This is a genomic window from Variovorax sp. GW458-11-26-14-LB1 (assembly GCF_059423965.1).
This window is the reverse complement of sequence record NZ_JBWKYW010000001.1, coordinates 131591-151518: the sequence shown is the minus strand read 5'-3', so window position 1 is coordinate 151518 and position 19928 is coordinate 131591. Positions and strand designations below refer to the sequence as shown.

The following is a 19928-nucleotide window of genomic DNA, read 5'->3' as shown; positions in this document are numbered from 1 at the left end:
TGCCCTCAGGGCACGCGCTGCAGCTGTTCGCGCAGGATGCGCCGGATCTCCAGGATCGCCAGCGGGTGCTCCTGCACGCTGTGCGCCGACGGGATCACCAGCTCCGACACCGCGCCGTCGAGGTGCGCGCTGGTGTAGGGCACGATGCCGTCGCTCGACTCGGCCAACGGCAGGCCGGGCGTGTCGTTGCCGATGATCGAGTGGTAGCGCACCTTCGGGCTCAGCGGCAACCCGGACGACAGGCGCACGAAGGCATCGCGGTCGCTGAGGTTGTCGATGCTGTTGGGAATGCGCAGCGGGCCCATGTCCTGCGAACTGGGCGCCACGCGCATCAGCTCACGCGAGATGTCGTTGAGCTGACCCAGCATGGCCACCGGCAGCGTGATGAGGTTGGCCACCCAGCGCGAGATGCGCTTGTTGGCGAACGAGGTGCCGCGGTGCGGCGACGCGATGAAGATGGCGTCGCTGACCTGGGGCAGCGGCTCGAAGCGAAGGTAGGGCCCCAGCCCTTCCTCGATGCGGCGGCGCTGCGCGGCCGGCATGGGGTAGCCCTCGCGCAGCGCGTCCCACAGCACGTCGCCCGACGACGACACCAGCAGGCGCGACAGCACGCCGCCCATGCTGTGGCCGATGAGCGTGACGTTGCGCGAGGCCTCGGCGCGGCCCTGCGGATCGAAGTGCGCCAAGGTCTGCGTGATGGCTTCGCGGATGGCCAGGTTGTTCAGCGGCAGCGGCGCATTCGTGGGGTAGTACACCTGCCAGATCTGGTAGCGGCGGCGCAGCGTCTCGTCGCCGAGCACTTCGTTCGCCACGTTGATCCAGGCCTCGGGGCTGCTGGCCAGGCCGTGCAGCATGACGATGGTGCGGCGCTTCGGGTCGTAGGGCTGCATCAGGTAGATGTGCGGCCGGGTCAGGCCCTCGGCGCCGCCGAACAGGCTGCGCAGCGCCTGCAACGCGAAGTCGGAGCGCGCCAGCCACAGGCCGTAGCCCGAGGTGAAGTTGGCGGCCAGCGGAATCTCTTCGCCGGCCAGCCGGATCGTGCTGGTGCGGTAAGGGTCGAACACGGCGATGCGCAGCGTGCGCGTGGCCAGCACGTCCTGCAAGGTGGCGCCGTCGAACTGCAGCAGCGCGGTGAGGGCGGGGAAGGGCGTCTCGCTGAAGGGCGGAGCGTCTTCGTCGGCCTGCGCCGCGGTCGGGCGGTCGTCGCCCGCGGCGACCAATTCGGCGCCGAAGCCGTCGCGGCGGTAGATGTTGCGCAGGCCCGAGAAGGTCAGCGAGGCGGCGGGAATCAGCTCTTTGGGCGGGGGCGCGTCGGGCGCGAACTGCAGCGCCGACAGGTCGGCGTCGATGCGCCAGCCGCTCACCTGCGGAATGGCGACCACCGACATGCCGCTCTTGCGGTAGCGGCTGAACAGGCCGGTGATGGCGCGCTGCACGGCGTAGTTGTAGTAGTCGCGCACCTGCGTCTGGCGGTCTTCGAAGGCGCGGTCGCGCGGCTTGCGCGCCGTGTGGAACAGGTAGGCGTAGGCGTGGCGCGCGGTTTCGAGCCAGGCCTCGATGGCCTCGGGCGCCATGGGCTGCGCGGCCGAGCCGCCGTCGCCGCCCGCCAGCGCGAGCTGCAGCCACACCTCGGACAGCGCCGACATGCGTTGCTCGTCGCTCAGGCCGGCGGAGGTGGCGAGGTTCTGGCGGCAGGCGCGGCCGTCCTTGCGGCACTGGTCGGCGTCGGAGCCGATGACGCGCAGCACCTCTTGCGCGGAACTGCTGAGCTGGCCGGTGGTGAGCACGTCACCGCGCCGCTGCGCCAGGTAGTCGGCCGGCGAGATGGTGCCGACCGTGACGCCGGCGCAGCCGGTGAGCAGCGACAGCGCCAGCAGCAGGGCGGGGAGGAAGCCGATGCGCCTCATGGCGCCACGCCCGGCAGGCCGTTGCGGATCGCCTGCGAGAAGTTCACGCCGGGCTGCTGGTCGGTGGCGATGGCCCGGTCGGTGATGCGGCCGCCGGCGCGCAGCGCCTCCATGCTCAGCCCCGGCGTCAGGCCGCCCACGTCGTGCAGGTACTCGGGCAGGTAGCCCGAGGCCAGCAGGCGGTAGTCCATCGGCAGGCCGGGCACGACGTGCCTGGCGAGGCTGTAGACGATGGTCGTGCAGTTGGCCGTGAGCGTGTTGTAGAAGCTCGGCGCGCGCGTCAGCGCATTGGCCTCGCCGACGTAGCCCAGGAACAGCGAACGCATCTCGGCCTGCGGCAGGTGCACGCGGTACATGTAGACGTCTTCGCCGCGCACGTTGGTGCGCACGCGCAGGATGTCGTGCTCGTCGGCGGCCACGAGGCTGTTCTCGAACTGCTTGAAGAAACCGCCCACGGACGAGAAGCTCTCGCCGCGCTCCTTGCGGATCTCGATGGAAAAAGTGACGAACTGGCCGTCGTCGAAGCCGAAGGACACCAGCGTGTGGGCGATGGCCGGGCCGGTCCAGTAGGACAGCGACACGTCGACCGAGCGCAGGCGGTCCAGGTCGTAGCGGCGCGTGTCCCAGCGCACGGTGTAGTCGGTGTCGCTGCGCCAGTCGAAGTTGCGCACGTTCTCCATCGTGACCACGCTGCCTTCGACGCGCGGCTTCAGGTGGCGGGCCACGTCGTCGGCCCATTCGCGATGCTGAGAGGGCGCGATGGTGCCCCACCATTCGAGCAGCACGACGAAGCCGATGGCGTAGGCCAGCAGCGAGCGGCCGGCCTTGCCGCGCCACAGCAGCACGATCGCCGCCAGGCCGAAGAGGCCCCACAGCACCATCGCGCCGACCTTGAGCGGCAGCGTCGCGGGCAGCTGATACCAGAGGGCCGCGCAGGCCCAGGCGGCCGACAGCAGCACGGCGAAGCTCACCAGCAGACGGCCGAGGGAGCGCAGGAGGATTCGGAGCATGAAGAAACGCGGAGGTGGAGGGCGGCCGATTCTCGTCGAGTTGCAGCCGCCGCCGTCGGGCTACAGCGGATAGGTCACCAGCTTGAAGTCCGGGTCCTCGGGGAAGGACTTCACCGAGAAACCCAGCCGGCGCACCAGCTTGAGCATGTCGGGGTTGCCGGCCAGCACCAGCCCGTCCATTTCCGAAAGGCCACGGTCGCGCGCCACGTCGATGATGCTTTCCATGAGGCGCGAGCCGATGCCCTTGCCGCTGAACTCGTCGGCCACCACGAGCGAGAACTCGCAGCTGGTCTGGTCGGGGTTGGTGATGTAGCGCGACACGCCCACGATGCGCTCGCTCTCGAGGATGCTGCCGTCGGGCGCGGTGCTGCGTTCCATCACGGTGGCGACCAGCGCCATCTCGCGGTCGTAGTCGATCAGCGTGAAGCGCGACAGCATCGACGGCGGCAGCTCGTGGAAGCGCGAGACAAAGCGGAACCAGCGGCTCTCGGGCGACAGGCCCTGCACCAGCGCCTGCAGCATCTGCGCGTCGTTCGGATGCACCGGCCGCACGACGTACGCGCCGCCACCGGGCAGCGGCCATTCGCGCCGGTAGCGCGCGGGGTACGGCATGATGGCCAGGTGCTGGTAGCCGTTGCCCACCGGGCCCGCCACGGCCTGCGTGCTGCTGTCGACCACGATGCGCGCATCGACCGACACCGCGCCGTGCTCGTCCACGATGATGGGGTTGATGTCCATCTCGCGCAGCTCGGGCAGCTCGCACACCATTTCGGACACGCGCAGCAGCACGTCCTCGATGGCCTCCATGTTCACCGCGTTGGCGCCGCGCCATTCGCCCAGCGTCTCGGCCACGCGCGAGCGCTCGATGAGGTGGCGCGCCAGGAACTGGTTCAGCGGCGGCAGCTCCATCGCGCGGTCGTTCATGAGCTCGATCATGGTGCCGCCGGCGCCGAAGACGATCACCGGGCCGAAGGGCTGGTCGGTGACCAGGCCCACGTAGATTTCGCGCCCGCGCCGCGCGCGCACCATCTTCTGCACGGTCACGCCGTTGATGCGGGCGTCGGGCGCCAGGCGCGCCACGCGCTCCATCATCTCCAGGTAGGTGTCGCGCGCGCTGGTGCCGTTCATCACGTTCAGCGCCACGCCCTCGACGTCGGACTTGTGCGAGATGTCGGGCGAGTCGATCTTCAGCGCCACCGGAAAGCCCAGCTGCGTGGCGATCATCATGGCCTCGTTGGCGCTGCGCGCGAGCAGGGTGCGCGTGATCGGGATGTGGAAGCACGACAGCAGCGACTTCGACTCCATCTCGGTCAGCACCTTGCGCCGCTCGGCCAGCACGCTCTCGATGAGCAGGCGCGCGCCGTCGATGTCGGGCTTGGCCAGCGCCGACAGCGGCGGTGGCGTCTGCTGCAGCAGCTGCTGGTTCTGGTAGAAGGCCGCGATGTTGCCGAAGGCGCCCACGGCCGCCTCGGGCGTGCGAAAGCTGGGAATGGTGGCCTCGGCCAGCACGGCCCGCGCATTGCCCACCGAGGCATCGCCCATCCAGCACGACAGGAGCGGCTTGGGCATGGGGCGCGGAATGTCGGCCAGCGCGCGCGCCGTGGCGGCCGCGTCGACGCCGGCCTTGGGCGAGAAGATGGCGAGCACGCCGTCGATCTGGCTGTCGGCCGAGGCGGTGTCGATGGCGGCGCGAAAGTGCGCGGGCGTGGCGTCTTCCGACAGGTCGATGAGGTCGGTGAGCGATGCGAGCGCCGGCAGCGACGGTTGCAGCGACCGCTGTGCGGGCGCCGAGAGGCGGCCCAGGTCCAGGCCGATCTCGTTGATCCAGTCGGCCGCGAGCACGCCGGGGCCGCCGCCGTTGGTGACCACGGCCAGCCGCTTGCCCACCGGCCGGTAGCGCGAGGCCAGGCACTTGGCGGCCGAGAACAGCTCGACGAAGGAGCGCACCCGCACCGCGCCCGCGCGGCGCAGGGCGGCGTCGAACACGTCGTCGCTGCCCACGATGGCCGCGCTGTGCGTCTGCGCGGCCTCGTTGCCGGCCGGCTTGCGGCCCGCCTTGAGCACCACCACCGGCTTGGCGTGCGAGGCCGAGCGCAGCGCGCTCATGAAGCGGCGCGCATCGGCAATGCCCTCGAGGTACACGATGATGCTGTGCGTGCTCGAATCGTTGGCCAGGAAGTCGAGCACCTGCGGAATGTCGACCGAGGTGTGCGGCCCGAGCGACACCACGCTCGAAAAGCCCACGCCGTTCTGCCGCGCCCAGTCGAGCATCGAGGCCGTGAGCGCACCCGACTGCGACACCAGCGCCAGCGGCCCGGTGCGCGCGAGCGGGCCGGCCACGCTGGCGTTCAGGTGCAGCGGCGGGCGCTGGAAGCCCAGCGAATTCGGGCCCAGCAGGTGCACGCCTTCGCGGCGCGCGATCTTGCGCCACTGCGCGGCCTGCTCGGCGGCGATGCCGGTGGAGATGACCACCGCGGCCTTGCAGCCGATGCGGCCCGCGATCTCGAGGGCGGCCGCCACGTCGTGCGGCGCCAGCGCGATCAGCGCCAGGTCGGCATGCGTCTGCGCCAGCTCTTCGAGCGTGCCCTGGGTGCGCACGTCCAGAAAGCGCAGCGTGCCGTCGAAGCGGTCGGCCCGGAAGGCTTCGCGCAGCGTGCGGCCCAGGGCGGTCTGGCCCCCCGGATCGCTGGGCTGGCCGACGAAGGCCACGATCGACGCCGGGGCGAACAGGGGGGTCAGGAAATGCTTGTCCATGCCCTAGTTTGCCCGGATCGGGGCGTGCCGCAAGCACCGCGTGTACACTCGCCGGCTCATGTCGTGCCTTTCACTTTCCCCCGTTGCAGCATCCAGCGCCGCCGTTGTCGGCCGCACGATGCCGTTCGCCGCCTGCGTGCGAACGAGCGACGCAGTGAATGCACGAATGATTACCACCATGACCGCCGCGGCCCCCTGAGCACGCGCAGGGTGGCCGCTCCGGCAGCCACCTGGTGTCTCTTCTCCCGAATGAACGAAACCCAGCTGGCAGCTGGGTTTTTTTGTTTTTGTCCTGTTCGTTCGTTGTTTGGAGAAGCCCATGTACCGCGATCCCGTCTCGTCCTTCCTGCCCCAGCCCAGCCATCCTGCGGCCATTCGCCCCTTGCGCGTCGGCATGATCGGCATCGGCACCGTGGGCACGGGCACCTTCCGCGTGCTGGCCCGCAACCAGGACCTCATCGCCGCCCGCGCCGGGCGCGGCATCGAGGTGACGGTGGTGGCGGCGCGCAATCTCGCGCGGGCCCAAGGCATCGTGGGCGAGGGCGTGGCGCTCACGGCCGACCCGATGCAGGTGGCCACCGACCCCGATGTCGACGTGGTGGTCGAGGTGGCCGGCGGCACCGGCCCGGCGCGCGACTGGGTGCTGGCGGCCATTGCGCACGGCAAGCACGTGGTCACGGCCAACAAGGCGCTGCTGGCCGTGCACGGCCCCGAGATTTTCGCCGCCGCCAGCGCGCACGGCGTGGCCGTGATGTACGAGGGCGCGGTGGCGGTGAGCATCCCCATCGTGAAAGCGCTGCGCGAGGGCCTCACGGCCAACCGCATCGAATGGGTGGCGGGCATCGTCAACGGCACCACCAACTTCATCCTGAGCAAGATGCGCGACGAGGGCCTGGACTTCGGCGACGCGCTCGCGCAGGCCCAGGCGCTGGGCTATGCCGAGGCCGATCCGGCCTTCGACATCGAGGGCGTCGACGCCGCCCACAAGACCGCGCTGCTGGCCGCCAACGCCTTCGGCATGCCGGTGCGCTTTGCCGATGCGCAGGTCGAGGGCATCACCGCGCTGCAACGTGTTGACGTGGCCTGCGCCGAGCAGCTGGGCTTTCGCGTCAAGCTGCTGGGCGTGGCGCGCCGACGTGAAGAGGGCGTGGAGCTGCGCGTGCAACCCGCGCTGGTGCCTGCGACGCACCTGCTCGCGCAGGTGAACGGCTCGATGAACGGCATCATGGTCAAGGGCGACGCGGCGGGCGTCACGATGTACTACGGCGCGGGCGCCGGCTCGGAGCAGACCGCCTCGGCCGTGATCGCCGACCTGGTCGACGTGGCGCGCCTGGACGGCACCCACGCCGGCCAGCGCGTGCCGCACACGGGCTTTCATGCGCATGCGGTGCGCGAACTGCCGGTGCTGCCGCGCGCGGCCGTGCGCAGCGCGCACTACCTGCGCGTGCCGGTGCAGGCGGCGACCGACATCGCGGCCGTGGCCGACCTGCTGGCCGCGCAGCGGCTGCCGGTGCGGCAGCTGGTGCTGGCGAACGGGCCGGCGGACGCGGCGCCGCAGGTGCTGGTGATCACGGAATCGGCGTTGCAAAGCGCGGTCGATCTCGCCTTGCACGCATTGCAGACGAGCCCGTTCGTGGCTGGCCCGGTGATCGCACTGCGCGTCGAAACCCTCGACGACTGAGACGCTGTCACCGAACTCCCGAGGATTTTCAATCGGACTGACATGCGCCGCTGCGAGGATGGCCCGCAGTGCTCGTCGTTGTCCTTGTGAAGTCTTTTCCCGGGAGTTGTGGAACATGGCCGCCCGTTCAATCCGTCGCCGTGCCGAGCGGGCCTTCACCCTCATCGAACTGATGGTGGTGCTGGTCATCATCGGCGTGCTCGCCGCGCTCATCGTGCCGAGCCTGATGGACCGCCCCGACCAGGCCCGCGCCACCGCGGCCCGCCAGGACGTGGCCGCGATCATGCAGGGGCTGAAGCTCTACCGCCTGGACAACGGCGCCTACCCCAGCGCCACGCAGGGCCTGCGCGCGCTCGTCGAGAAGCCGGCCACGGGCAAGGTGCCGACGAACTGGCGCACCTACCTCGAACGCCTGCCTCAGGACCCGTGGGGCAACGCCTACCAGTACCTGAACCCCGGCACGCACGGCGAGGTCGACGTGTTCTCGCTGGGCGCCGATGGCGAGCCCGACGGAGAAAAAGCCAACGCGGACATCGGCTCCTGGTAGCGCGGGAACGGCACCGTGGGCGCGATGGCAGGGATCGGAACAGGCCGCCGGCAACGGCGCATGCGCGGCATGGCGGTGATCAGCGCCTTGCTGATCGTCGCGGTGATCGCCGCGCTGGCAGCGGCCTTGCTCGGGCGGCAGTCGGCCTTCATCCGCACCATGCAGGGCGAGCAGTCGCGGGTGCAGGCGCGCTGGCTCCTGCGTGGGGAACTGGGCGCGGCGCAGCGGCTGTTGCGCGCCGAGGCCGTGCGCGAGCCGACCACGCGCCTGGACGGCCTGTGGACCCGGCCGTTCGCCGGGCCCGTGGCGGGGCAGGTGGCCGCCGAGGGCGCGCGGCTACTCAGCGAGATCAGCGACGAGCAGAGCAAGTTCAACCTGCGCAACCTCGTCGACCGGGGCCGCATCGACCCGGCCGAAGCGGCCGTGTTCCAACGGCTCTGCGCCATGACGGACGTCTCGCAAGCCCAGGCGCAGGCGCTCATGCGGCGCGTGGTCGGCAGCATCGCCGACCCCGAAGGCGAAGCCGCGCAGACGATGCCCGATGCGGCAGCCGACACGATGGCCGCAACGCTGGGCCTGCCGCCCGAGTTGCCGCGCGCCCCGCAGGCCCCGCGCCCGCGCGTGCTGGAAGACCTCCTGGCCGTGCCTGGCGTCGATGCCGGCGTGATCGCGCGGCTCGCGCCCTTCGTCACGCTGCTGCCGGCGCGCACCTGGATCAACGCGAACACGGCCAGCGCCGAGTTGCTCGCGGCCGGCGTGCCCGGGCTGGCGCTGGACAAGGCGCGCGCGCTGCTCGCCGCGCGCGACCGCGGCCAGTGGTTCATCAACCGCGGCGACTTTGCGAACCGGCTCCAGATGCCCACGCTCGACGAGCGTGACGTGCGCATCGGCATCGACAGCAACTGGTTCCGCGTCGCCAGCGTGCTCGACACGCCGCGCACGAAGTTCGTGCAGGTCGCGCTGCTGCAGGACGACAAGACCAGCGTGCCGCGCGTGGTCTGGCTGCGGGAGGGCGTGTGAGCGCCCTGAAGGTCGATCGCCTGCGCCTGCAGCTGCCGCCCTGGCCGGACGAGGGCGAAGCCGATCTCGTGGATGCCGAAGTGCACTGCGGCTGGCGCGCTGCCGACGGTCGCTGGCACGACGGCGGCGCGCTCGCGCTCGGGGCCGTGGCCGGCCGCTTCGAGGCGCGCCATCTCGAGGTCGCGCTGGCGCCGGGCGAGGTGGCGCTGGCGAGCTTCGCGCTGCCGCCGCTGACGGGGCGGCACCTGCATGCGGCGGTGCTCGGGGCCATCGAGCCCTGTGCGTTGCAGCCGATCGACGCGCTGGCGGTGGGCATCGGCCCGCGCGGGGCCGACGGCACGGTGCCGGCCGCCTGGATCGCGCGCGACGCGATGGTGCGCTGGCTGGCGCTGCTGCGGCGGCACGGCATGGCGCCGCGCGCACTGTGCCTGCCGACCGCCTTCCTGCCGACGCCCACCGAGGGCTGGACAGGCCTGCAGTTGGACCGCTGGCTCGTGGTGCGCACCGGCGCCGGCGCGGGCTTCATGCAGGCGCTGCCGCACGGCGCGGACCGCGACGCCGCGCTCGCGGCGTATGTGACGAGCGGCGAGGCGGCGTCGCCGGCCGTGCACTGGACGGCGCAGGAAGAGGGCGACGCGGCGCGCTGGTCGGGCGAGGGCTGGCGCTGGGCGCTGTCCGCGAGCGACCCCGCTCAGGCGCATGCGGGCGTGGCGGCGCTGCTGCGGCCGGCGGCCTTGTGGGGCTGCATGGCCGCGCTCGTGTGGACAGCTGGCCTCCAGGTGCATGCCCACCGGCTGGCGACGCAAGGCCAGGCCTTGAAGCGGGAGATGGCCGCGCGGGTCAAGGCCGCGTTTCCCGAGCTGCCCGTGGTCGTCAACCCGGTGCAGCAGGCGCGCCAGCAGAAGGAGGCGCGGGCGGGCCAGGCACCGCAGGCCGCGGTCGGCGGCGATTACGCGGGGCTGTCGCGCGCGGCGGTGGGCTTGCTCGCGCAGCTGCCGGCCGGGCAGGTCCAGGCGCTGCACTACACGGCGGGCGAGCTGCGCGTCCGCTGGCGCGAGGGCGCGGCGCCGAACACCGAGGCGCTGCGCGTGCTGCAGGCGCAGGCGCGCGAGCGAAGCCTGTCCGCCGACCCGGAGGCCGGCGCACTGCGCATCACGCCGGCCACGGCCCGCGCAGAGAAGGACACCCCGTGAACCTGTCCCGAAGGGGTGGCGTCCTCCTCGACCCCGCGCGGCGGATGGCACGCGAAGCGATCGGGCGCTGGCGTGGGCTTCCCGCACGCGACCGGCTCGGCGCGGGCGTTGCGCTGCTGTTGGTGGTGCTCGCGATCCTGTGGCTGGGCCTGGCCCGTCCCGCGCTCGACACCGCCGCGCGCTGGCAGCGCGACCTGCCGAAGCTGCGGGCCCAGTCCGCCGAACTCGACACGCTGCTGGCCGATGTGCCCGGCGCCCACGCGGCGACCGATACAGCACAGGGCGGCATAGACGCCGCCCTCGACCGCGCCGGCCTGCGCGGCCGTTACCGCCTGCACGACGCCGTGGCCGACGGGCCGCCGGCGGCCGGGAGCCCGGCGCAGCCCACGCGCGCATGGCGCGTCGAGTTCCCGGAGCCCGTGCCGGCCGCGCAGGTGTTCGCCTGGCTCGTGGCGGTCTCGGCGCGCCGCGACCTCGAGGTCACGCGGGCGCAGCTGGAGCGCATCGACAGTTCCGACGACGACAGCGAGGGCACGCCGCAGGGCCGCGTGCGCGGCGCGGTGGCGCTGCAGTCCACACAACTCACCAAGGATGGCCAGTGACACGAGATCGAAACGGCGCGGCCCTGCGCCGATGGACGGCGGCATGCTGCCTGGGTGTCTTCGCGATCGCCGCCAGCGCCGCGACCCCATCGCCGCCCGCCAAAACCGCGCCGCGTGCCGGTGCCGAAGAGCGCGTGGTGCTGAACTTCGTCGACGCCGACATCACCTCGGTGGTGTCGGCGCTGGCGCGATTCCTGGGGCGCAACTTCCTTTTCGATCCGCGCGTGAAGGGGCAGATCACGCTGGTCTCCGAAGGCGAGGTGCCGGCCGCCACCGCCTACGGCATGCTGGCCTCGGCGCTGCGCATGCGCGGCTTCGCAATCGTCGACGTGGGCGAGGTGAGCCGCGTCGTGCCCGTGGCCGACGCCAAGCAGCAGGGCGGCTCGGTGAACGCACGCAGCCCCGGCGGCGGGCTCGCGACGCGCACCTTCCGGCTCAACTATGAGAACGCCGAGGCGATGGTGCCGGTGCTCAAGCCGCTGGTCGCGGCCGAGAACAGCATCGCGGCCTATGCCGCCAACAACACGCTGGTCGTCACCGACTACATCGACAACCTCGAGCGGCTGGCACGCATCATCGAGAGCATCGACACGCCCACCGCGCTCGACGCCCAGCTGGTCAAGCTGCGCCACGGCATCGCGACCGACATCGCTGCGTTGGCCACCGAGCTGCTCGAAGGCAGCGGCGAAAAAGGCCGGCGCGACATCGTGGTGCTGGCCGACCCGCGCTCCAACAGCATCGTGATCCGCTCCAGCAGCCCGGGCCGCACGGCGCTGGCGCGTGAACTCATCGGCAAGCTCGAGAGCGCGCAGGGCGACCCGGGCAACCTGCATGTGGTCTACCTGCGCAATGCGCAGGCGGTGCACCTGGCGAACGTGCTGCGCGGGTTGCTCACGGGCGAATCGGGCGACCAGACAGTCACGGGCGGTGGCGGCAGTTCGGTGCGCGCCGCGCTCGGCGCGGGCGGCATGCTCGGCGGTGCAGGGGCGGCGAATGGCGGCGCAGCGAACGGTGCGTCGGCCACCGGCAGCCAACCCGCGACCGGTGGCGCCACGGCAAGCACCGCCGGCAAGTTCGGTGGCCTGCGCGGCGCGGCCGGCGGCGCCAATGGCCAGGTTCCGGGCGCGGCGGGCGGCACCGGCGGTGCGTCCACCGCGTTCTCCAGCGGCGGTGTCACGGTGCAGGCCGACGCCACCACCAACACGCTCATCATCGCGGCGCCCGACCCGATGTACCGCAGCCTGCGCAGCGTGATCGACCTGCTCGACCAGCGGCGCGCGCAGGTGCTGGTCGAAAGCCTGATCGTCGAGGTCACCGAGCGCGACGCGGCCGAGCTGGGCATCCAGTGGATGGCGGGCGGCAACAACGGCCGCGTGCGCGGCGGCACCAACTTCGGCGGCGCGGGCCTCAACGCCAACGCGCGCACCACCATCGACGCCATGCCGCGCGGCCTGAACATCGGCGTGGTCGACGGCACCATCAACCTGCCGGGCGTGGGCGAGGTGCTCAACCTGAAGGTGCTGGCGCGCGCGCTGCAGGCCAAGGACGGCGCCAACATCCTCTCGACGCCGAACATCCTCACGTTGGACAACGAGCCGGCCTCGATCATGGTCGGCAAGACCGTGCCCTTCGTGAGCGGGCAGTACATCACCAACGGCAACAGCAGCACCAACCCGTTCCAGACCATCCAGCGCGAGGACATCGGTCTGAAGCTCAACATCCGGCCGCAGATTTCCGAGGGCGGCACGGTCAAGCTCGACATCTACCAGGAGGTGTCCAGCATCGACGAGCAGACCTCGGGCGCGGCCGGCATCGTCACCAACAAGCGCGCGCTCGATACGAGCATCCTCGTGGACGACGGCCAGATCATGGTGCTGGGCGGGCTGATGGAAGACAGCGTCGCCAACGGCACCGAGGCCGTGCCCGGCCTGGGCTCGCTGCCGGTGCTGGGCAACCTGTTTCGCTACGACAAGCGCCAGCGCGTCAAGACCAACCTCATGGTGTTCCTGCGGCCCTACGTGATCCGCGACGCCAACGCCAGCCGCGGCCTCACGCTCGACCGCTACAACTTCATGCGCTTGCAGCAGGGCCGCGCGCGCCCGATGGCGCACGGCCTGCTGCCCGACAGCGGCGCACCGTTGCTGCCGCTGGCCGACGTGCCCAGCCTGCGCGCTCCGGGATCAGCGCCCGAGGTCGACCTGCGCCCCCAGAGCTGGGAGCACACGCGCGAGCAGCCGCCACCGCCCACCGCCACGGCCAGCGCGGTGCGCCAGGCACCGGCCGCTGCGCCGCCGCCACCCCCGACGCAGCGCTCGCGGCTGCCGGCGGGCGTGACGGTCGAATCCGACCCCGCCGCGCTGTACGGCGGCGCCAACGACAAGGTCACCGTGGTGCAGTTCGCCGACACGAAGACCGAGCAGGAGGCGCTGCGCATCGTGCAGCGCGTGCGCGTGAGCGGCATCGGCGCCTACATCGTCGGCGGCCCGGGCGGGGAGGGCGCGATGGTGCGCGTGGACGTGCCGCGCGAGCCGCAGGCCGTCGACAACGCGGTCGCCGTATTGCGCGAGCTGGGCTACCGGCCCGAACGGGTGGTGACGCCATGAACACGGCCCGCGCCGACATCGCCTTGCCCCAGGCCTGGGCCCGCAGCCAGCGCGTCGCGGTGCAGCGCGACGGCGAGGCGGCCTTCCTGGCGGTCAGCCCGCGCACGCCCGGCTGGGCCGTGGTCGAGGCGCGCCGGCTGCTGGGCGCGCTGCCGCTGCGGCAGGTGGGCGACGAGGACATGGAGCGCCTGCTCGCCGAGCGCCAGGCCGAATCCGGCGACGCGGCCTCGGTGGTGGGCGCGGTGGAGCAGCAGGTCGACCTGGCGCGGCTGATGCAGGACATCCCGGCCGTCACCGACCTGCTCGACGCGCAGGACGACGCGCCCGTCATCCGCATGATCAACGCGCTGCTCACGCAGGCCGCGCGCGACGGCGCGAGCGACGTGCACCTCGAATCCTTCGAGACCCATTCGGTGGTGCGCTTCCGTGTCGACGGCACGCTGCGCGACGTGGTGACGCCGCGCCGGGCGCTGCATGCGGCGCTGATCTCGCGCATCAAGATCATGTCGCAGCTCGATATTGCCGAAAAACGTCTGCCGCAGGACGGGCGCATCACGCTGCGCGTGGGCGGGCGGCCGATCGACGTGCGCGTGTCGACCGTGCCCACGGCGCACGGCGAGCGCGCGGTGCTGCGGCTGCTCGAGAAAGACGCCGGCCGGCTGCGGCTCGAACGGCTGGGCATGGCACCCGACACGCTGGCCGAACTCACGCGGCTGGTGCGCCAGCCGCACGGCATCGTGCTGGTCACCGGCCCCACGGGCAGCGGCAAGACCACCACGCTGTACGCCGCGCTGGGCCAGCTCGACCTGGGCACCAGCAACATCCTCACCGTGGAAGACCCGGTGGAGTACGACCTGCCCGGCATCGGCCAGATCCCGGTGCACGCCAAGATCGGCATGACCTTCGGCGCGGCCCTGCGCGCCGCGCTGCGGCAGGACCCCGACAACCTCATGATCGGCGAGATCCGCGACCTGGAAACCGCACAGATCGCCGTGCAGTCCTCGCTCACGGGCCACGGCGTGCTGGCCTCGCTGCACACCAACGACGCGGTGTCGGCCGTCACGCGCATGGCCGACATGGGCATCGAGCCCTTCCTGCTGTCGTCTTCGCTGCTGGGCGTGCTGGCGCAAAGGCTGGTGCGCTGCCTGTGCCCGGCCTGCAAGGCGCCGCGCGTGCAGGACGACGGCCGCACGGTCTACGTGCCCGTGGGTTGCGCGGCCTGCGGCCACTCGGGCTTCAAGGGGCGCACCGGCATCCATGAACTCTTCGTGGTGCACGACGACATCCGCCGCCTGATTCACGAAGGTGGCGACGAGCAGGCCATGCGCGCCGCCGCCGTGCGCCACGGCATGCGCTCGATGCGCGAGGACGGCCAGCGCTGGGTGCGCGAGGGCGTGACCACCGCCGAGGAAATCCTGCGCGTCACGCGCGACGCCTGAGCACGCCATGGCACGGTTCCAGTACGAAGCGGCGAACGCGGCCGGCGAGGTGCAGCGTGGTAGCTCCGAGGGCGAGTCCGCGCGCGCCGTACGCGCCCAGCTGCGCGAACGCGGCCTGACGCCGCTCGGCATCCGCGAACAGGCGGCCAGCGGCGGTGCGCTGGCCTGGCTGCAACCGAGGCTCGGCGCGGCCGACCTGTGCTGGGCCACGCGCGAACTCGCGAGCCTGCTGGGCGCGCGCCTCACGCTCGAAGCCGCGCTCGTCGCCACCATCGAGCAGGCCGAGCGCCGCCACGTGGCCGAAGCATTGGGCGCGGTCTGCGACGGCGTGCGCGCCGGCCTGCGGCTGGCCGATGCGCTGGGCGAACGGCCGCGCGACTTTCCGCCGATCTACCGCGCGCTCGTCAGCGCCGGCGAAGACTCGGGCGACCTCGCGCGCGTGATGGAGCGGCTGGCCGACTACCTCGAGAACCGCGACACCCTGCGCGGCAAGGTGCTCACCGCCTTCATCTACCCGGCCATCGTCGGTTTCGTGTCGCTGTGCATCGTGGTCTTCCTGCTGGGCTACGTCGTGCCGCAGGTCATCGGCGCGTTCGCGCAGGCGCGCCAGGAGCTGCCGGCCATCACGCGCGTGATGCTGGCCGCGAGCGCCTTCGTGCGCGAATGGGGCTGGCTCACGGCGGGCGTGTGCGCGGGCGCGGCAGTGGGGGCCCGTGCCGCGCTGCGCGATGCGGGGCGGCGGCTGCGCTGGCATGCGCTCGTGCTGCGCCTGCCGCTGGTGGGGCGCTATGCGCTCGGTGTGGACACGGCGCGCTTCGCGTCCACACTGGCGATCCTCATGGACGCGGGCGTGCCGCTGCTGCGCGGGCTCGAGGCCGCGCGCCAGACCCTGGGCAACGACTGGCTGCGCCGCTGCGTGCTCGAGGCCACGGGCCGCGTGAAGGAGGGCGCACCGCTCGCGGCGGCGCTGAAGGCACAGAAGATTTTTCCGTCGAACCTCGTGCACCTGGTGGCCAGCGGCGAGAAGACGGGAGCGTTGGCGGCCATGTTCGAGCGCGCGGCGCAGAACCTCTCCCGAGATCTGGAGCGCCGCGCGATACGCCTGACCATGCTGCTGGAGCCGCTGATGATCCTCGCCATGGGGGGCGTGGTCATGGCGATCGTGCTCGCGGTGCTCATGCCGATCATGGAAATCAACCAGATGGTGCGCTGAATGTTCGGGAGCTTGGCGCACGCCGACGCCCCGTTTCGCACGCATTCACGGGTGCGTGTTCCCGAGCTTTTTTCGGGTGGCTGTCACCTCGCGAACGCACCATCGATCCTGTCGCTGCACAGGCGACACGAGTCAAATTTTCTGGTCCCTTCAAAGGAGTTTCCATGCGTGCAAAGTTCAAGTCGGTCGCCCTGTCGGCCGTGATGATGGCGGCCCTCGTGGCCGCCGGCGCCGCTTCCGCCCAGATCGCCGTCGGTGGCGGTGCGACCCTGCCCGAATTGCTCTATGACGATCTGCTGCCCAGCGGCATCGGCAAGACGGACTTCAGCTACACCGGCACCGGCAGCGGCGCTGGCAAGACGGGCTTCATCAACAACAACGCCACCGCCTTCAAGAACGAATCGGTGACCGGCACCCCCAACTGGCCTGCCACGCAGTCGGTGCATTTCGCCGGCAGCGATTCCGCGCTGACCTCGACGGAGTTCTCCACCTACACGACCAACGCCGCCGGTGCGACGGGTTGGGGCCCGATGATCCAGGTGCCCGCCGTGGCCACCTCGGTGCTCATCCCCTACAAGCGCGCAGGCATCGCCGACCTGAGCCTGACCGACGCCAAGATGTGCGCGATCTTCAGCAACAAGACCGGCGGCCAGACCTGGGGCCAGGTGCGCGGCACGGCCGACACGACGACCGTGAACGTGGTCTACCGCACCGACACCAGCGGCACCAACGAGCTGCTGAGCCGCTACCTCGTGGCCGCCTGCCCGGGCGCCGGCTTCACGGTGTCGAACAGCTTCGCCACGATGGTCGGCGGCGCGCTCTCGCCGGCGAACGTCATTCCTTCGCACTGGGTTGCCGCCACCGGCAGCAGCGGCGTGAAGGCCGCCCTGACCACCGACGCACGCGTGAGCTACCTGAGCCCCGAAACGGGCTATACCGGCTCCGACAACACCGTCGTCGCGAAGATCAACGGCGTGCTGCCGGTCGCCAGTGCGATCCGTGAAGCACTCGCCAAGCAGGTGCTCCCGAACGGCCCGGCGGCCAACCCGCTGAGCTGGGTGCCCGCCTACGTGATGCCGGCCGCCGGCACCGGCTACCCGATCTTCGGCACCACCAACCTGCTGCTGAACCAGTGCTACAAGGACGCCTCGATCCAGACCAAGATCAAGAACCTGCTGACGGGTCTGACCGGCACGACCTACGACACCAAGATCGCGACCCACAACTTCGTGGTGCTCCCGAACGGCACGTCGCCGGGCACGCCGCCGGCCGCCAACAACAACTGGAAGGCCGTCATCGCCGCCAACTTCCTGAACGCTTCCAGCTCGCTGAGCATCGGCTACGCCAGCGTCTGCAACGGCAAGGGCCGTCCGTAAGTTGCTGATCGGTGCGGCCTGAGCGGGCCTTGCCCGTTCGCCGACCGGAGGCCCCGTGGAGAGGCTGCGCTTCGGCGTGGCCGATCCCCGGGGCCTCTTCGCTGTTCGCGGCGGAGCAGAACGAATGGATGTCATGCGTGCGTCACCGTCGATCACTACCGTGACCACGGCCTTCCGCGGTCCCGAGGGCGCGGAAGAACGAAGTCACCCAGGAGCCTGTGCGCCCAACCGGTATGAGAGCGAACGCGGCATCGGTCAGTGCCATGGCACTGGTGGGGTGCTTGGCGTGGGGCACGGGCGCGCAGGCGCAGCAGCCACCAGAACCCAGTGCCAAGACGGCATCGACGGCGCGCCGGGCGTTCGACATCGCACCGCAGCGGCTGGGCGATGCGCTCGATGTCTACAGCCGGATGACCGGCCTGGACGTCCTGATCGACGGCGAGCACGCGCAGCGGCTGTCGAGTGCGGTGCGCGGCTCGTTGAGCGCGGCCGAGGCGCTCGAGGCGATGCTGGCCGGCACGGGCATGGAGGCGCGCCATGCGAACGCGGGCTCGGTGGTGATCCGCGAGGCCGCCGCAGGGCCGAAGGAGGCGGGCCTGTCGCCGGAAGCGGCGGGCCTGGAGGGGTCGGGTTTCAACGAAGGGGATGTCTTGCATCAAGCCTATGCCGCACAGGTCCAGCACGCCTTGCGTGGTGCCCTGTGCGATACCACGCAGACGCGGCCGGGCAGCTACCGCCTCGCGCTGCAGCTGCACCTGGACGCGCGCGGCGCGGTGGACCGCTTTCGCCTGCTGAGCACCACCGGAGAACCCGACCGCGATGCCGCGGTGCGGTTCAAGGTGCAGCGGCTGTCGGTCGGCGCGCCGCCACCGCCGTCATTGCCGCAACCGCTCGTGGTGCTGCTGCTGCCGGAAGGGCCGGGCGCGCGCACCGACTGCACGCCGCCGGTGGCGCCATGAGCGAGAGCCTGGCCTCCACGCTGCGCGCGCGCATGGTCGCGCGCTATGTCGAGCTGCGCGGCAAGCTCGAACGCATCGTCGGTTCGCGCGACGACGCGGCCGACGCGATGCAGGAAACCTGGCTGCGGCTCGCGGCCATGGGCGACGCGGGCACGGTGCACAACGCCGACGCCTACCTGCTGCGCATGGCCGCCAACATCGCGACCGACGGCTACCGCCGCGACAGCGTGCTGCTGGTGCGTGGCGAGATCGATGCGCTCGTTCACCTCGTGGACGAAGCGGGCGACCCCGAGCGCATTGCCAGCGCGCGCAGCGACGTGCAGGCGCTGAGCGACGTGCTGGCGCGCATGCCGGCGCGGCGCCGCGAGATCCTCGTGGCCGCGCGGGTCGAGGGGCTGCTCAACAGCGAGATCGCGCTGCGCTTCGAGGTGTCGCTGAGCACCGTCGAGAAAGAACTGCGCGCGGCGCTGGATTACTGCAAGAAGCATTTGCCGGACGTGGACGCGGTGCAGCGCGGCCACTTTGCCGGGCCGAGACACAACTGATGATGAGCGCCATGTCTTACCCCGATACCGAAACGAGCATGCTGGAGCGCCAGGCGCGGGCCTGGTGGGCACGCCTGCATTCGGGCCAGGCCACGCGCGCGGATGCCGACGCCTTCAAGCAGTGGGCGGCGCTGAGTGCCGCCCACGCGCAGGCCTGGCGCGAGCTGATGCGCGTGTGGTCCGCGCTCGATCCGCTGCTGGCCGAAGAAGCAGCACGACAGGCCGAAGCCGCACGCTCACGCACGTCGCGCACGCGGGGCCACCGCTTCTGGCCGGCGCTGTCGAACGCGCTGCATTCGCCGGGGCGCCGTGCCTTTCTCGGCGGTGCGGTCGCGGCCTCGGTGACCGCGGGCGTGCTCGCGGTCGATCCGCCGCTGGGCCTGTGGCCGTCGGTCGGCGAGCTGACGGCCGACTACAGCACCGCGACCGGCGAGCAGCGGCAGGTGGCGCTGGGCGAGGGCGTCAGTGTGCGCATGAACACGCAGACGCAGATCAACCGCCTGCAGGGCGCGCGCGGATTGGCGTTGGTCGCCGGCGAAGCCGAGATCGCGACCGCTGACGAGGTCGAACTGCTCGTCGAAGCCGGCGGTGGCCGGCTGCAGGCGCGCGGGGCACGCTTCAACATCCGCCACACCGGGCCCGAGGTCTGCGTGACCTGCCTTGACGGCCGCGTGCTGGTGTCGGTGAACGGACAGCAGCGTTCGGTCGAGGCGGGCCGGCAGGTGGTGTACGACCCCAACGGGCTGCACGAGGTGATGCGCGCCGACCTGGCGAACGTGAGCACCTGGGGCACAGGTGTGCTGTCGTTCGACGGCACGCCGCTGGCCGAGGTCATCGCGGAGATCAACCGCTACCGGCCGGGCCGGATCATCCTGCGCAACGAGGCGCTGGGCCGCGTGGCGGTGCGCATGCAGCTGTCGCTGCGCAGCATCGACAACGCGCTGGCGATGATCCGCGAGCTCTACGGCGCGAAGTTGCGCAGCCTGCCCGGCGGCATCGCGCTGCTGAGCTGAATTTCTGACGCATCGCGAGCAGCCTGCAAAAAGTTTACGGGTTGCATCGCGCAGGCTCGTCATGGG

General features: G+C 71.3%; 15 protein-coding genes. 12 read left to right on the top strand and 3 right to left on the bottom strand.

Annotated features, from left to right (window positions below; all coding sequences use genetic code 11):
• Positions 1-5 precede the first annotated feature (5 nt).
• From AC07YS_RS00665 to AC07YS_RS00655, 3 genes are read right to left on the bottom strand one after another with little or no spacing between them, the layout of a single operon-like run.
• Positions 6-1907 carry an esterase/lipase family protein gene (locus AC07YS_RS00665; protein ID WP_495267202.1) on the bottom strand — a complete coding sequence of 634 codons (1902 nt, stop codon included), beginning with the start codon at positions 1905-1907 and terminating at the stop codon, positions 6-8.
• Complete coding sequence (locus AC07YS_RS00660; protein ID WP_495267201.1) at positions 1904-2917, bottom strand: Lnb N-terminal periplasmic domain-containing protein; 1014 nt, start codon at positions 2915-2917, stop codon at positions 1904-1906. Before AC07YS_RS00660 ends, AC07YS_RS00665 begins: the two co-directional genes overlap by 4 nt.
• Positions 2918-2977: 60 nt before the next feature.
• The gene (locus tag AC07YS_RS00655; protein WP_062472839.1) at positions 2978-5671 is read right to left on the bottom strand and encodes a bifunctional acetate--CoA ligase family protein/GNAT family N-acetyltransferase; all 2694 of its coding nucleotides are present in this window, start codon (positions 5669-5671) and stop codon (positions 2978-2980) included.
• Between the two features lie 319 nt (positions 5672-5990).
• Between AC07YS_RS00655 and AC07YS_RS00650 the strand changes: the two genes are divergently transcribed.
• From AC07YS_RS00650 to AC07YS_RS00595, 12 genes are all read left to right on the top strand, one after another.
• Positions 5991-7352: a homoserine dehydrogenase gene (locus AC07YS_RS00650; protein WP_495267200.1), complete on the top strand. Its 1362-nt coding sequence runs from the start codon at positions 5991-5993 to the stop codon at positions 7350-7352.
• Positions 7353-7467: 115 nt separating this feature from the next.
• The gene (gene gspG / locus AC07YS_RS00645) at positions 7468-7899 is read left to right on the top strand and encodes a type II secretion system major pseudopilin GspG (protein ID WP_489056829.1); all 432 of its coding nucleotides are present in this window, start codon (positions 7468-7470) and stop codon (positions 7897-7899) included.
• 69 nt (positions 7900-7968) lie between these two features.
• Positions 7969-8919 carry a type II secretion system minor pseudopilin GspK gene (gene gspK, locus AC07YS_RS00640; RefSeq protein WP_495267199.1) on the top strand — a complete coding sequence of 317 codons (951 nt, stop codon included), beginning with the start codon at positions 7969-7971 and terminating at the stop codon, positions 8917-8919.
• On the top strand, positions 8916-10112 hold the full coding sequence (gene gspL / locus AC07YS_RS00635) for a type II secretion system protein GspL (RefSeq protein ID WP_495267198.1): 1197 nt from the start codon (positions 8916-8918) through the stop codon (positions 10110-10112). The genes gspK and gspL overlap by 4 nt, the downstream gene beginning before the upstream one ends.
• Positions 10109-10714 (top strand): type II secretion system protein M, encoded by a 606-nt coding sequence (locus tag AC07YS_RS00630; RefSeq protein WP_495267197.1) that lies wholly within the window; start codon positions 10109-10111, stop codon positions 10712-10714. The genes gspL and AC07YS_RS00630 overlap by 4 nt, the downstream gene beginning before the upstream one ends.
• Positions 10711-13317, top strand: a complete 2607-nt coding sequence (gene gspD / locus AC07YS_RS00625; RefSeq protein ID WP_495267196.1) for a type II secretion system secretin GspD — start codon at positions 10711-10713, stop codon at positions 13315-13317. Before AC07YS_RS00630 ends, gspD begins: the two co-directional genes overlap by 4 nt.
• Positions 13314-14756: a type II secretion system ATPase GspE gene (gene gspE, locus AC07YS_RS00620; RefSeq protein WP_495267195.1), complete on the top strand. Its 1443-nt coding sequence runs from the start codon at positions 13314-13316 to the stop codon at positions 14754-14756. The genes gspD and gspE overlap by 4 nt, the downstream gene beginning before the upstream one ends.
• Before the next feature lie 7 nt (positions 14757-14763).
• Positions 14764-15969 (top strand): type II secretion system inner membrane protein GspF, encoded by a 1206-nt coding sequence (gene gspF / locus AC07YS_RS00615; RefSeq protein ID WP_495267194.1) that lies wholly within the window; start codon positions 14764-14766, stop codon positions 15967-15969.
• A gap of 164 nt (positions 15970-16133) precedes the next feature.
• Complete coding sequence (locus AC07YS_RS00610) at positions 16134-17345, top strand: substrate-binding domain-containing protein (RefSeq protein ID WP_495267193.1); 1212 nt, start codon at positions 16134-16136, stop codon at positions 17343-17345.
• Positions 17346-17617: 272 nt separating this feature from the next.
• Positions 17618-18304 carry a hypothetical protein gene (locus AC07YS_RS00605; protein ID WP_495267192.1) on the top strand — a complete coding sequence of 229 codons (687 nt, stop codon included), beginning with the start codon at positions 17618-17620 and terminating at the stop codon, positions 18302-18304.
• Entirely contained in the window at positions 18301-18849 is a 549-nt protein-coding gene (locus tag AC07YS_RS00600; RefSeq protein WP_495267191.1) for an RNA polymerase sigma factor, read from the top strand. Before AC07YS_RS00605 ends, AC07YS_RS00600 begins: the two co-directional genes overlap by 4 nt.
• A gap of 11 nt (positions 18850-18860) precedes the next feature.
• Positions 18861-19862: a FecR family protein gene (locus AC07YS_RS00595; RefSeq protein WP_495267190.1), complete on the top strand. Its 1002-nt coding sequence runs from the start codon at positions 18861-18863 to the stop codon at positions 19860-19862.
• Positions 19863-19928: the final 66 nt, after the last annotated feature.

Coding starts and splice junctions, on each gene's coding strand:
- AC07YS_RS00665 (WP_495267202.1), bottom strand. CDS start 1,907: ATGAGGCGCATCGGCTTCCTCCCCGCCCTGCTGCTGGCGCTGTCGCTG.
- AC07YS_RS00660 (WP_495267201.1), bottom strand. CDS start 2,917: ATGCTCCGAATCCTCCTGCGCTCCCTCGGCCGTCTGCTGGTGAGCTTC.
- AC07YS_RS00655 (WP_062472839.1), bottom strand. CDS start 5,671: ATGGACAAGCATTTCCTGACCCCCCTGTTCGCCCCGGCGTCGATCGTG.
- AC07YS_RS00650 (WP_495267200.1), top strand. CDS start 5,991: ATGTACCGCGATCCCGTCTCGTCCTTCCTGCCCCAGCCCAGCCATCCT.
- gspG (WP_489056829.1), top strand. CDS start 7,468: ATGGCCGCCCGTTCAATCCGTCGCCGTGCCGAGCGGGCCTTCACCCTC.
- gspK (WP_495267199.1), top strand. CDS start 7,969: ATGGCGGTGATCAGCGCCTTGCTGATCGTCGCGGTGATCGCCGCGCTG.
- gspE (WP_495267195.1), top strand. CDS start 13,314: ATGAACACGGCCCGCGCCGACATCGCCTTGCCCCAGGCCTGGGCCCGC.
- gspF (WP_495267194.1), top strand. CDS start 14,764: ATGGCACGGTTCCAGTACGAAGCGGCGAACGCGGCCGGCGAGGTGCAG.
- AC07YS_RS00610 (WP_495267193.1), top strand. CDS start 16,134: ATGCGTGCAAAGTTCAAGTCGGTCGCCCTGTCGGCCGTGATGATGGCG.
- AC07YS_RS00600 (WP_495267191.1), top strand. CDS start 18,301: ATGAGCGAGAGCCTGGCCTCCACGCTGCGCGCGCGCATGGTCGCGCGC.
- AC07YS_RS00595 (WP_495267190.1), top strand. CDS start 18,861: ATGTCTTACCCCGATACCGAAACGAGCATGCTGGAGCGCCAGGCGCGG.